Here is a 12,708-nt window from a genome sequence, read left to right as displayed (position 1 = left end):
GACCAATAGGATGGTCTATATGAGACATAGGTCAGCCGATGGCTCGATGGATCTGGTGCAGTTGCGGACCTTTCTGGCCGTGTTCCGCACCGGCTCGCTCACCGCGGGGGCGGTCCAGGTCGGGCTGTCGCAACCGACCGTGACCACGCAGATCCAGGCGCTCGAACGACACCTCGGCAGGCCCCTGTTCGAACGCCTGCCGCGCGGGGTGACACCCACCGCCGCCGGGCACGAGCTCGCGGCGCGGGTCGGCGGTCCACTCGAGGAGTTGGAGGCGGTCCTCAGCGGTGCGGCGACCGACCGCGGGGCCCCGCCTGAGCCGCCGGTGTTGCTCGGCGGACCGGCGGAGATGCTCGCCGCCAAGATCGTGCCCGCGTTGTCGCCGTTGGTCGCCGACGGCGTGCGGCTCACTGTCAGTACCGGGATGACCGACGAGCTGCTCACTCGATTGCATTCGGGGGCACTGGATCTGGTCTTCGCCACCACTCGCCCGCGGGGGCGGACCGTGCTGGCCGAACCGCTCGTCGACGAGGAATTCCTCCTCGTCGCCGCCCCCTCGATAGCCGAGCGCATCGATACCGAACGTCTGCGCGCCGAGGGCCCGATCGCGCTGGCGGGCATCCCGCTCGTCAGCTACGCCGCCGATCTGCCGATTCTGCGCCGCTACTGGCGCCACGTCTTCGAGACCCGCCTGGAAACCGAGCCTGCCCTGATCGTCGGCGACCTCCGCGCGGTACTCGCCGCGGTCGCCGCGGGGGCGGGGATCAGCGTGCTCCCGCACTATCTGTGCGGCCGGGAACGGGCCGACGCAACGCTGGTGACACTGCTCGATCCCGCCGACCCGCCGATCAACACCGGTTTCCTCGCTCGCCGGGTCGGCGCGCCGTCTCGACCACACGTCGACCTGGTTCGTGCCCGATTGGTGGAGGCGGCACGAGGCTGGGCGGGGTGCGGCGCTTGACAGGCAATCGAGCGCTTGTATCCGGGTACAACTTTCCGGTGCCGCTCGATGTGATGACGTGGCGCCTGTACGTCGATCGCGTCGCGCGCAAGCGTGAATTGCGAAACACTGTGCTAGTGAACGGATCTCAAGTAACAGCAGCTCTGATCGCGGCCGGTGTCACCACAGTGCTCGGCTGGTTGGCAGCGCAGCGGGCTCAGTACGATCGCGTGAAGGACGTCGTAGCATTCATTGCGGCTCAGGAGGTTTCGGCTGCGCGGCATCGACTCGGTCTGTTCATCCATGGAGCCCCGAATTCGAATATGGGCCAGGAGGAACGGGTCAGGGATCTGTTTACGGTGTTGTGGGCGTTCAGTCAGGTCAATGCCGTCCGCGCAACGTTGAGTCCACGGTCCGGTCCGCTGTCTGGTCCGCATCGGTTGCTTCAGCTGAGCGTCGGTCCCTGGGCAAAGTACTGGGTCGAACAGCTCGAACTCGAGTATGGCAAAAGTGCTACCAGCAGGTTCGGCCATGGAATCGACATCGATGGGTCGGACGTCGGACTTCGAGAATTGCAACGGGCATGGTTTGCACGACCTCCGGCCTGGGGCGTTCTGTACACGGTCGTGGGCTTGCGCAGCCTTTTCGCCCTACGGGCCGATGTGCAATCCGGCACCGCTGGGTCGTGACAGGTCGAATTCGGATCGGACGACGATACTTCAGGCGTCGTTGCCCCACGGAGTCAGGTAATGACGAGAAGCTCGGTGGGGGAGGCGATTTCGGCTCGCAGGCCGGCTTTGGTCGCTACCCGGGCGACGGCGCGGATGTCGGTGGGGTCGGCGCGGGTGAGGACGAGGGCGCGGGCGAGCAGGCCCTTGTGATGCTTGTTGAAGTGGCTGACGACGGTGCGCGAGCCGTCGGGGTGTTCGGTGAGGACGTTGGCGGTGATGGCGCCGGGGACTCGGCCGAGTTGCTGGTAGGTGCCCGAGCGAAGGTCGATGACGAGTTCACCCGCGGCCTCGGTGTAGAGGGCGTCGGGCAGAACATCGCGCCACACCGCCGAAAGTGTCGGCAGCCCTGGGAGTTTGGTGCCGCCGGAGAGGCGGTAGGCGGGAATCGGGTCGGCGGCGCGGACTGCCCCGAACAGGGCCGAGCCGATCCCCAAACGTGCGTACGCCTTGGTTCGTTGCACTTTGGTGAACGACTTCGCGTCCAGTGCGTCGTAGAGGACGCCGGTGTAGCGCTCCAGGGCGGGGCGGGTCGCCGACGTGCGCAGGCTCGCGTTGCGGACTATCTCCGCATCGGCGCCCTTACCCAAGCCGAGCACTGCGGCGGAGCCGGCCGGGTCGGCCGCCAGTTGCACCACCTCGGTGATCAATGTGTCGCGAACCGCGCTGAGCTGCGGCATCGCGAGATCGGCGAGGTCGAGCGGCGCGCCCGATCCGCCGTCGGACTTGGTTTCAGAGGGAGGCAGCAGCACCAGCACGATCGACAACGGTAATCGCCGCCGAAACCGCCACCGCGCCCCGCCCCGTCGCGGACCGGGCGGCCGCCGTCAGCGGTCTCGTACGGCGCCCACCCCCGCCTCGAGCTGCGATCAGCTGCCGAGCTCAGCGCAAACGAATAGGGCGCCAAGGGTAGCGTCGCCGCCACCAATTTTCTGTTGTAAGTGCGTAATTGATTTATCGAGAAAACCTGGTCATCTATGAATTGTCAGGTGTGATTACGTTATCAGGTTGTTATCTGATGATTGAAATAGATTTGTCATTGGCAACCTGATATGCGCCCGTTTGCCGGAACTGGTATCCGGGTCTGGCGCAGCGCTCAGGTGGTAATCGGTTGTCGCCCGGCCCGGACCAGGGACTACCCTGTGCATCCGTGATCACCCGCCTCTCCCGCCTGTTCCTGCGCACCCTGCGAGACGACCCCGCCGACGCCGAGGTGCCCAGCCATAAACTGCTCGTTCGCGCCGGCTACGTCCGCCGGGTCGCCCCCGGCGTGTACTCGTGGCTGCCGCTCGGTCTGCGCACGCTGCGCAAGATCGAGGACGTGGTGCGCCAGGAGATGGACGCCACCGGCGCCCAGGAGATCTCGCTGCCCGCGCTGCTGCCGCGCGAGCCCTACGAGACCACCAACCGGTGGACCGAGTACGGCCCCGGCCTGTTCCGGCTCAAGGACCGCAAGGGTGGCGACTATCTGCTCGGGCCCACCCACGAGGAGCTGTTCGCGCTCACCGTGAAGGGTGAGTACAACTCCTACAAGGATCTGCCGGTCACCCTGTACCAGATCCAGACCAAGTACCGCGACGAGGAACGTCCCCGCGCGGGCATCCTGCGCGGGCGCGAGTTCGTGATGAAGGACTCCTACTCCTTCGACATCGACGACGACGGTCTCACCAACAGCTACGCCACCCACCGCAAGGCCTACCAGGCGATCTTCGAACGGCTCAGCGTCGAGTACGTGATCGTGGCCGCCACCTCCGGTGCCATGGGCGGCAGCGCGTCCGAGGAGTTCCTCGCCGCCAGCCCCGTCGGTGAGGACACCTACGTGCGCTGCGTCGAGTCCGGCTACGCGGCGAACGTGGAAGCCGTGGTCACGCCCGCGCCCGCGCCGCTGCCCATCGAGGGTCAGGCCGCCGCGGTCGAGTACGACACCCCGAACACCCCCACCATCGCGACGCTGGTCGACTGGGCCAACGAGGCGAAGGTCCTCGACCGCACGGTGACCGCCGCCGACACGTTGAAGAACGTGATGGTGAAGCTGCGCCACCCCGACGGCAAGACCGAGATCCTCGGCATCGGCGTCCCTGGCGACCGCGAGGTCGACGACAAGCGTCTCGGCGCGGCCGTCGAGCCCGCCGAGGTGGAAATGCTCACCGAGGCCGACTTCGCCGCCAACCCGTTCCTCGTGAAGGGCTACATCGGCCCGAAGGGCTTGGCCGCCAACGGTGTTCGCTACCTCGTCGACCCTCGCGTCGTCGACGGCACCGCGTGGATCACCGGCGCCGACGTCTTGGGCAAGCACGTGGTCGGCCTGGTCGCCGGTCGTGACTTCACCCCCGACGGCACCATCGAGGCCGCCGAGGTCCGCGACGGCGATCCCTCGCCCGACGGCGCGGGTCCGTTGGTGTCCGCGCGCGGCATCGAGATCGGTCACATCTTCCAGCTCGGCCGCAAGTACACCGACGCCTTCGACGTCGACGTGCTCGGCGAGAACGGCAAGCCGGTCCGGCTCACCATGGGCTCCTACGGCATCGGCGTCTCCCGCATGGTCGCGGTGATCGCCGAACAGCAGCACGACGAGAAGGGCCTGCGCTGGCCCGCCGAGGTCGCCCCGTTCGACGTGCACGTGGTGATCGCCAACAAGGACGGCGCCGCCCGCGACGGCGCCGAACACGTCGTCGCCGGCCTGGACGCCGAGGGCCTAGAGGTCCTGTTCGACGACCGCACCGCCTCACCCGGCGTGAAGTTCAAGGACGCCGAACTGCTCGGCATGCCCTGGATTCTCGTCATCGGCCGCGGCTGGGCCGAGGGCAAGGTGGAACTGCGCAACCGCTTCACCGGCGAAGCCGAAGAGATCCCGGCCGAAGACGCTGTCAGCGCGGTAACCGCCAAGATCCGCGGCTGATCTCGTTTCACGAATCATGCTGTCCCCTTCATGTGGGGCAGCGCGATTTGCTGTTTCAGGCGCCGAGGCCGGCTGAAACTCGTTGGAACCGAATGGGTCTACGGCGCGTCTAATCCAGTGGACGGAGCCGAAAGAACGTCTCAAGATTTGCGTGGTGTGTGTTTCGTTGACAGAGTCTGGTCCGGAAGTTGTTGTTAGGGAGGTACCGATGGTCGGTTTCGATCCGAGCCGTGCCGCAGAGGAATTGGCGCGGTTCGCAGCCGATTTGGAGCAGAAAGCTCAGCGGTACGAAGAGCTGCAGGGGCAGATGGCCATGACGTCGGCGACCGCGTCCAGCGCGGGCGGGCGCGTGAGCGTCACGGTGGACAGCACCGGCGTGCCGACGGCGATCGGTCTGGGACCGAGTACGCGGAGCATGGACCCTGACGCACTGTCGGCGGAGATCCTGGCGTGTATGCGCAAGGCACAGGTGACATTGCGGTCCGAGGTCGCCGAAGTCATGCATCGGGTCGTGGGCGAGGACACCGTCGGCGAGTCGATCCTTGACATCCTCGCCGAGCGATTCCCGGACGTCGAGGCAGAGCTCGCGGGCGAGTATGTTCCGCCCCAACCCACGTATGTGCCGCCGCCAGCCAGTTATGCGCCTGCGTCGCAGTCGACATGGGAACCGCCTGCCACAGGAACGCTCAGCCGTAAGCCGGATCGGGATCAGATCGTCACGCCTGACGAGCCGGATGAGGATGACGAGTACTTCAGCAAGAAGTCATGGCTGGAATGAGGACGTAGATGTGGAACAGCGATGATGTCGTCGTCAAACCGGAGAGCGTGCGTGCGCACGCCGGCGCGGTCGAATCGACGCTCGGGAACCTCAGTGCGGCCAAACAAGCGGCCGACTATCTGTCCAAGTTGGATGACGGCTATGGCCTTTTCGTCGGCTGGTACGCGGACCTGACGGTGAGCTCGCTGCACGATCGGATCACCGACAGCCTGCAGAAGATCGTCGAAACGACCGAGACGCTGCCGAAAACGCTGCGGTACTGCGCGGACACATTCGAAACCCTCGATGCCGACCGTCAGGCCGCGATCGAGCGTCAACAAAGCCAGATCAAATAGGGGGAAACCATGCCGTTCGACGACGCCGCCCCGCCCGCGGGCAATGAACTGATCGACGGGAAAGTCGACGACGACGAGGCTTATGGGTTCGATCAGAAGGCTCTGCTCCCCAGGATCAACAGCGATGGCGCTGAATCAGGCCTGTTCAAAGGCACACCGGTGGGTGATGCTTGGGAAGCCGGCGGGCTCGTCAAGGAAGCGGTGAATGGGGAAGATCCGGTCAAGAACCTGTATGGTGCAGCCCTCAAAGCCTCCGCGGTCGCCGTGGCCGCCGCGGACGTGTTGGAGTACCAGAAGCGCATGGCAACAGGGGTTCCCCTGGCGAAGTTCGATCCGTTCAATATTGTGGGTGCCCTGCTGATGGGCTGGATGCTGGAGAACGTCGAACCACTGCGCAAGGGGCTCGATTGGGTCACCGGTAACCCGGATATGGTCAAGGCGTATTCGAAGTCTTGGGAGAACATCTCCACGGCACTGACGGAAGCCGCGGCGACATGGAACACCGAACTCCAGAAAGACGTCAGCGAATGGGGCGGCGCCGCCAGCACCGCCTACAAAACCAAGGCCGACGCGTTCATGGCGGACATCGAGGCCCAGTCCTCCCTCGCCTCCTCGCTGAGCAAAGTCAACGCCGCGCTCGGTGACCTGGTGGAGGGGGTTCGCGGTGTCGTGATCGAACTCCTGAACTGGCTGGCCGGCGTACTCGTCGAGGCCGCGGCGATCATCATCTGCACCGGGGGGACAGCATCTTTAGGGGCCGTCGCACGCGCCAGTCTCAGCATCTCCGGTGCGGGCTCGAAGTTGTCGCAGATCCTGCTGGCGCTCGCGAAGGAAGCGTCGACGATCATCGGCATGGTGCCGAAACTTATCCAAGCGGTGCAAGGCGCAACAGAGGCCGGAATCAGATCCGCGAGCGCGTAGGCGTGGTGGATGGCAGTGGGGGGCATTGTGGGTAGGTATCGGAGTACGTCCGATTTGCCGTTGCCGGGGGAGTGGAAGCGGAATGCGTTCGGCGCGTATCGCTCTGCGGTGTTGCCGTTCGCGTGTGCGCTGGTCTTGTGGCCGGTGACGCTGGGGCTGGTCTCGACGATGGTGGCGGAGCCGGGATCGGTGGGGCCCGGACTCTTCGGGCTCGTGCTGCTCGGTCCCCTGACTGCTGTGTTCACCGGCTGGGCATGGTCGGAGATCCCACGAGCCGCCCCGGTGGCCGCTGATATTCGTGCTACCGCCCACGGTCCGGCACTCGTGTTGCCGGTGCCGCGGCCGTCCTCGACCGGCAGTCTGGTGGCGATAGCGTTCGGAGTGGCCGTGCTCGGGGCTGGGCTGTGGCAGTTCATCGCATCGTTGGACGCCGACTGGTCGATGGGAGCCGCGCTCTTGTTTCTCATGTCCCTGCCGGCATTGGTTGCCCTGCTCCTGGGCTTCGGCACATACCGCCCGCGCAAGACCCTCGGCAACGTCGGCATCGAACTCACCCCGCAGCATATCTCGATCGACTACGGCAACGGCCCGACCAGCGTCGCCTGGCAGGACGTCTCGGCGGTCGGCGCCCGCAGCCGCCGGGAAGCGTTCCGATTCGGCAGCGGAACCAATGTGATCAGCCTTGTCACCGGCGATGCCGGTACGGGCTACCGAACCATCGACATCGTCCACACGGACCTCGAGACCGACCCGACCCGGGTCTACCACCTGTTCGTCTTCTCCGTGCGCAACCCTGGGAGCCGAGCGGAGCTCGGGACCGAACTCGGACTGGATCGCTTCCGGCGCGCCGGATATGTCGGCGAACACCCGACCCCGGCGACGCTGTGATCGCTCCAGCACTGGGTGTCGCCGAACAGGAGGCCAGGCGGTTCGAACTTACGGCTACGTAGGCGAAAGTGCTGGTAGTGGGTGCGAGGGTCGGCGTGGCGAGTGGGCGGCGCTGCTAAGTTAACGGGCATGACGAGTTCGCCCAGCCTGCTGTTCAACCCGGCCACCTACGACCCGCAGCATTTCGATGCCGAGACGCGGCGGCTGCTGCGCGCCACCATCGAGTGGTTCGAGTCCAAGGGCAAGGCACAGCTGCTGGTCGAGGATCGCGATGCGGTGTGGACCGCGGAGTTCCTCGAGTTCGTCGGCAAGGAAAAGCTGTTCGCGACCTTCCTGACCCCGGCCGCCTACGCCGACGGCGACCCGAACAAGCGCTGGGACGCGGCACGGAACGCGGCCCTGGCGGAGATCTTCGGGTTCTACGGGCTGGCGTACTGGTACGCCGAGCAGGTCACCATCCTCGGCCTCGGCCCGATCTGGCAGAGCGACAACGAGATCGCCAAGCGCAAGGCCGCCGCCGACCTCGACGAGGGTCAGGTGATGGCGTTCGCGCTGTCCGAGCGCGATCACGGCGCCGATATCTACAACACCGACCTCATCCTCGCCCCGAGCGAACCCGGCAGCGCCGACGCCGAGGCGGGCATCCTGTTCCGGGCGAGCGGCGAGAAGTACTACATCGGCAACGGCAACGTCGCCTCGATGGTGTCGGTGTTCTCCCGGCGCGGTGATGTCGAGGGCCCCGAAGGCTACGTCTGGTTCGCCGCCGACAGCCGCCACGACAACTACCACCTGATCGAGAGCGTCATCCACGGTCAGATGTATGTCAGCCACTTCCGGCTGGAGAACTACCCGGTGACCGCCGCCGACCTGCTCCACGAAGGGCCCGAAGCCTTCTCGGCCGCGCTCAACACCGTCAACGTCGGCAAGTTCAACCTCTGCCACGGCGGCATCGGCATGGTCGAGCACTCGTTCTTCGAGGCCATCACCCACGCCAACAACCGCATCCTCTACGGCAACCCGGTCACCGACTTCGGCCATGTGCGTGGCAATTTCGTCGACGCCTACGCGCGGCTGATCGCGATGAAGCTGTTCAGTGATCGCGCCGTCGACTACTTCCGCAGCGCCTCGCTCGAGGACCGCCGCTACCTGCTGTTCAACCCGATGACCAAGTCCAAGGTCACCTCCGAGGGCGAGGTCGCGATGACCCTGCTGCTGGATGTGCTGGCGGCCAAGGGTTTCGAGAAGGCCACCTACTTCGCGCAGGCCTCGCGCTACATCAACCACCTGCCGCGCCTCGAGGGCACCGTGCACGTGAACGTGGGCCAGATCCTGAAGTTCATGCCGAACTACCTGCTCAACCCGAAGGAATACCCGGCGATCGGGACCAACCTCGAAGCCGGCGACCAGCCGTTCTTCTGGCAGCAGGGTCCGGCACGCGGAGCGGGCAAGGTGCAGTTCGCCGACTGGACCCCCGCCTACGAGCAGGCATCCGAGGTCCCGAATGTCGGCCGGTTCTACGAGCAGGCCCAAGCGCTGCGCAGCCTGCTGCTCACCGCGGCCCCCGACGCGGCCCAGCAGAAGGACCTGGACTTCATGCTGACCATCGGTCACCTGTTCTCCACGGTGGTCTACGGCCAGCTGATCCTCGAGCAGGCCGAGCTCACCGGGCTCGACCGCGATGTGCTCGACCAGATCTTCGACTTCCAGATCCGCGACTTCAACACCCATGCCACGGCGGTGCTCGGCAAGCCGTCGGTCACCGAGGCTCAGCGTGCATGGGCGATCGGGGCCCTGCGCAGCCCGGTCGCCGACGCCGAACGGTTCGACCGGGTGTGGCGGCAGGTAGCGGCCTACGACGGCGCGTACGCGATGCGCCCGTAGTCGGGCCCTGTGGTTCCGGGTGGGTCGCTGATCCACCCGGAACCGCGTCCGAACCGTCGAAGGAGCAACGCCGACCTGGGCTGCGCGAGGCGTCATCCGTCGATCGGTTCGGCCGAAGCCGAGCGAGGTCACCAGACCCGCCACGCGCCGAGGTGGCTGCCGAGACGACTCCGGACATCTTGATGGGACCATCGACCGGATCACCCACGGCGTCTGGTCGTCGTCTGTGCTGGACGCGGACCGGGATCGGCACCGTGTCGGCTCGTTGCCTACGCCCGCCCCGGGAAGGTGACGGTGACCGGGACTGAGCCAAGAATCGTTTGCCAGCGGGCGCGGCGGATAGCGGCCTCGGTGAGCGCTTCCGTCGCGGTGGCGCGCACCGATTCGTCGGTCGCGTTCTCAACCACCGCGTACCACGCTGCGGCGCAATCGGATTCGACGCTCACCGCCAGATGTGCCGCCGGGATCGGGTCGTCGACCGGTGCGGGCGGGGTATAGGCGGCGCCGGGGGCGTTCGGTGCCGTGCCGTCTGCTTCGAGCAGCTCGACCGTGGCGTCGCGGCGTGCTCGATGCGCGGCGCTGAACTCGGCGACCAGGCGGGCCCGGTCGGCGTTGGCGTACGCGGCGATCAGGCCGTAGGAGTAGACGGCGGCGTACTCGGCATCGAGCGCGTTCTGCAGGAACTTTCGCTGTTCGGTCATGTCAGCAGGACTCCTGCCTGGGTGGCGCAGGCCGCACTGATCGACGCGAGAAGTCCTGCGCGATAACCGGATTCGGTGCGGGCCAGGGCGGCGGCGGACTGTTGGGAGCGGACCAGCTGATCACGCAGCTGCGCGACGGTGGCCGGCTGCGCGGCCGCGGTCTCGACTTCCGAAGCGGGCACCGGGGAACCGTCGGGACCGGGCACGGTCAGCGAGGCTGTGCGATGGACGGGGGTGGTGCCGTCGCCGTAAACGCCGATCACCCGGTCGATTTCGGTGCGAAGCGCGTCGGCATGGGCGGTGCGCTCGGTGGCGATCGTGTTCAGCGCGGCGTTGGACTGCGGCGCCAGCGCGATCGCGGCCGTCGCGGCGGCGGCATCGGCTCGGGCCAGAACCTCTTGGGCGGCAAGAGGATCCGGCGCGTGCACGGTATCGTCCTCAGCGCAGGCGGCCAGCGCGGCCACCGCGGGAATGCCGATGGCGCTCGCGCCGACCAGTCGGAGCAGTGTGCGGCGCCGCCAGATCGACCGTGTGCCGACCGGATCGGGCGCCGGCGAGGAAAGCTGCTGCGCCGGTGTGGGATGCGGCACTGTGGCGGACAGGTGCGACGGGGTCGCGCCGGTGGGGGCCGGCGTCGATCCGGCGAGGTGCGCGGTGGCAGGCTCGACCCGCAAGTGATCGGGTTCGTGCCGGTCGGAGCGCATGCCGGAAGGTCGCCCGGCTCTCGGCGGGACGGTATGGCGGTGGGGCACGTGCACCATCGTGCCAGATCGCGCGCGGGTAGTTCGCGCGCGTGGTGACACGCCTCGGGCACGCCGAGCCGGACCGGTGCGCGGTGCTCAGCGCCTGGTCCTTTACACTCTCTGAGCGCGTTACGCTAGACCTTCGGCGTAGATATTTCCGATCGCGTCACAACTGAACCAGGAGCCGCCCATATGCCGATGCCCACCGAGGAAAGGGTGAGCCAGCTTGTCGCTGAGCTCGTCGCACGCCGGGGATTCGACCTCGAGGGCGTCGCGATCGTGGCTGCGGGCAACGGCGAGTTGGCTCCGGTTCGGGTGAAGGTCACCGTCGACAGCGACGGCCCGGCGAACCTGGACGCCATCGCGGCGCTCAGCCGTGAGATGTCCGAACTTCTTGATGCCGCAGGCGATTTCGGCGAATCCGCCTATCTGCTCGAAGTGACGACGCCCGGCGTGGAGCGCCCGCTCACCACCGAACGGCACTGGCGGCGCGCACAGGGCCGCAAGGTCCGCGTCAAGCTGGCCGACGGTGCCGAGCGCATCGAGGGCAAGGCCCGTTTCGACGCGCGCGTCGGCCGGCTCGCCGACGACGCCGCCACCATCGCACTCGTCATCGGCGGCAAGGCGAAGCCGCATCGCGTTCCTGTTCCACTCGCCGATATCGCCGAGGCTGTCGTCCAGGTCGAATTCAACGCACCGGGCGCCGCCGAACTCGAACTCGCCGGCGGCATCGCGCCGGGCCGCCCGGTACCGGGCGAAGAGCCCGCCGACCTAGCCGCGCCAGGACAACACCTTGACACTCCCACCGAAGGGGTTGCGGAATGAATATTGAAATCGAAGCCTTGCGGGCGATTGTCGCCGACAAAGGCATCTCGATCGAGACCGTGATCTCGGCGATCGAGTCGGCGCTGCTCACCGCTTACCGGCACACCGACGGCCACGAGGCCAATGCGCGCATCGACATCAACCAGAAGACCGGTGTGGTGCGGGTGATGGCGCGCGAACTCGACGCCGACGGCAACCTCGTCTCCGAATGGGACGACACCCCGGAGGGGTTCGGCCGCATCGCCGCGACCACCGCCCGCCAGGTGGTGCTGCAGCGGCTGCGTGACGCCGAGAACGAGAAGTCCTTCGGTGATTTCGCCACCCATGAGGGCGAGATCGTCGGCGGTGTGGTCCAGCGTGACGCCAGGGCCAATGCCCGCGGCATCGTGGTGGTCCGGATCGGCAGCGAGGCCACCGGCGCCGAGGGGCTGATCCCGCCCGCCGAACAGGTGCCGGGGGAGACCTACGAGCACGGCGACCGGATCAAGTGCTACGTCTACGGGGTCTCGCGTGGCCCGCGTGGCCCGCAGATCCAGCTTTCGCGCACCCACCCGAACCTGGTGCGGCGGCTGTTCTCGCTCGAGGTGCCCGAGATCGCCGACGGCTCCGTCGAGATCGTCGCCGTGGCCCGCGAGTCGGGACACCGGTCCAAGATCGCGGTGCAGTCCACTGTGCCCGGCGTGAACGCCAAGGGCGCGTGCATCGGCCCGATGGGCCAGCGCGTGCGCAACGTGATGAGCGAACTGGCGGGCGAGAAGATCGATATCATCGACTACGCCGAGGATCCGGCGACCTTCGTCGGCAATGCGCTCTCGCCGTCGAAAGTGGTATCGGTCACTGTCGTCGATCCCGACGCCAGGGCGGCGCGGGTGATCGTGCCGGACTTCCAGCTCTCCCTCGCCATCGGCAAGGAGGGCCAGAATGCCCGCCTGGCGGCCCGTCTGACGGGCTGGCGCATCGATATCCGCAGCGACGCGGCGCCGCAACCGGACGACTCCACCCGGCCGGAAGCGCACCGTAGTTGATCCAGGCACATCGAATCCCTGCCTGCGGATGACATGTTGGTAAC

13 protein-coding genes are annotated in these 12,708 nt (G+C 66.9%); 10 read left to right on the top strand and 3 right to left on the bottom strand.

Annotated features, from left to right (window positions below):
* The first annotated feature begins 19 nt into the window (after nucleotides 1–19).
* On the top strand, nucleotides 20–961 hold the full coding sequence (locus ACTWPB_RS26815) for a LysR family transcriptional regulator (protein ID WP_446223268.1): 942 nt from the start codon (nucleotides 20–22) through the stop codon (nucleotides 959–961).
* Nucleotides 962–999: 38 nt separating this feature from the next.
* On the top strand, nucleotides 1,000–1,629 hold the full coding sequence (locus ACTWPB_RS26810; protein ID WP_446223267.1) for a hypothetical protein: 630 nt from the start codon (nucleotides 1,000–1,002) through the stop codon (nucleotides 1,627–1,629).
* A 53-nt stretch (nucleotides 1,630–1,682) separates the two neighbouring features.
* Here the strand turns inward: ACTWPB_RS26810 and yaaA are convergent, their stop codons facing one another.
* The gene (gene yaaA, locus ACTWPB_RS26805) at nucleotides 1,683–2,426 is read right to left on the bottom strand and encodes a peroxide stress protein YaaA (RefSeq protein ID WP_446223266.1); all 744 of its coding nucleotides are present in this window, start codon (nucleotides 2,424–2,426) and stop codon (nucleotides 1,683–1,685) included.
* 392 nt (nucleotides 2,427–2,818) lie between these two features.
* Between yaaA and ACTWPB_RS26800 the strand changes: the two genes are divergently transcribed.
* The 6 genes from ACTWPB_RS26800 to ACTWPB_RS26775 all read left to right on the top strand — a co-directional run bounded on the left by ACTWPB_RS26800 (nucleotide 2,819) and on the right by ACTWPB_RS26775 (nucleotide 9,370).
* Nucleotides 2,819–4,567 (top strand): proline--tRNA ligase, encoded by a 1,749-nt coding sequence (locus tag ACTWPB_RS26800; protein WP_446223265.1) that lies wholly within the window; start codon nucleotides 2,819–2,821, stop codon nucleotides 4,565–4,567.
* A gap of 208 nt (nucleotides 4,568–4,775) precedes the next feature.
* On the top strand, nucleotides 4,776–5,345 hold the full coding sequence (locus ACTWPB_RS26795) for a YbaB/EbfC family nucleoid-associated protein (protein ID WP_446223264.1): 570 nt from the start codon (nucleotides 4,776–4,778) through the stop codon (nucleotides 5,343–5,345).
* 8 nt (nucleotides 5,346–5,353) lie between these two features.
* Nucleotides 5,354–5,680 (top strand): type VII secretion target, encoded by a 327-nt coding sequence (locus ACTWPB_RS26790; protein WP_446223263.1) that lies wholly within the window; start codon nucleotides 5,354–5,356, stop codon nucleotides 5,678–5,680.
* Nucleotides 5,681–5,689: 9 nt separating this feature from the next.
* Nucleotides 5,690–6,601 (top strand): WXG100-like domain-containing protein, encoded by a 912-nt coding sequence (locus ACTWPB_RS26785; RefSeq protein ID WP_446223262.1) that lies wholly within the window; start codon nucleotides 5,690–5,692, stop codon nucleotides 6,599–6,601.
* A 108-nt stretch (nucleotides 6,602–6,709) separates the two neighbouring features.
* Nucleotides 6,710–7,489 carry a hypothetical protein gene (locus tag ACTWPB_RS26780; RefSeq protein WP_446223261.1) on the top strand — a complete coding sequence of 260 codons (780 nt, stop codon included), beginning with the start codon at nucleotides 6,710–6,712 and terminating at the stop codon, nucleotides 7,487–7,489.
* Between the two features lie 129 nt (nucleotides 7,490–7,618).
* Nucleotides 7,619–9,370, top strand: coding sequence for an acyl-CoA dehydrogenase family protein (locus tag ACTWPB_RS26775; RefSeq protein ID WP_446223260.1), 1,752 nt, complete (start codon nucleotides 7,619–7,621; stop codon nucleotides 9,368–9,370).
* A gap of 269 nt (nucleotides 9,371–9,639) precedes the next feature.
* On the opposite strand, the gene ACTWPB_RS26770 is transcribed toward ACTWPB_RS26775, so the two are convergent.
* Both ACTWPB_RS26770 and ACTWPB_RS26765 read right to left on the bottom strand, forming a co-directional pair.
* Nucleotides 9,640–10,071: a ferritin-like domain-containing protein gene (locus ACTWPB_RS26770; RefSeq protein WP_446223259.1), complete on the bottom strand. Its 432-nt coding sequence runs from the start codon at nucleotides 10,069–10,071 to the stop codon at nucleotides 9,640–9,642.
* Entirely contained in the window at nucleotides 10,068–10,823 is a 756-nt protein-coding gene (locus ACTWPB_RS26765; protein WP_446223258.1) for a hypothetical protein, read from the bottom strand. The genes ACTWPB_RS26770 and ACTWPB_RS26765 overlap by 4 nt, the downstream gene beginning before the upstream one ends.
* A gap of 183 nt (nucleotides 10,824–11,006) precedes the next feature.
* On the opposite strand from ACTWPB_RS26765, the gene rimP reads away from it, so the two are divergent.
* A complete protein-coding gene (rimP, locus tag ACTWPB_RS26760) occupies nucleotides 11,007–11,639 on the top strand; it encodes a ribosome maturation factor RimP (RefSeq protein WP_446223257.1) in 633 nt (210 codons plus the stop codon).
* On the top strand, nucleotides 11,636–12,664 hold the full coding sequence (gene nusA / locus ACTWPB_RS26755) for a transcription termination factor NusA (RefSeq protein ID WP_446223256.1): 1,029 nt from the start codon (nucleotides 11,636–11,638) through the stop codon (nucleotides 12,662–12,664). Before rimP ends, nusA begins: the two co-directional genes overlap by 4 nt.
* The last annotated feature ends 44 nt before the right edge of the window (nucleotides 12,665–12,708 follow it).

Source organism: Nocardia sp. IBHARD005, assembly GCF_052814245.1.
The sequence above is the reverse complement of the archived record's forward strand: the minus strand, read 5'-3'. Positions and strand labels throughout refer to the sequence as shown.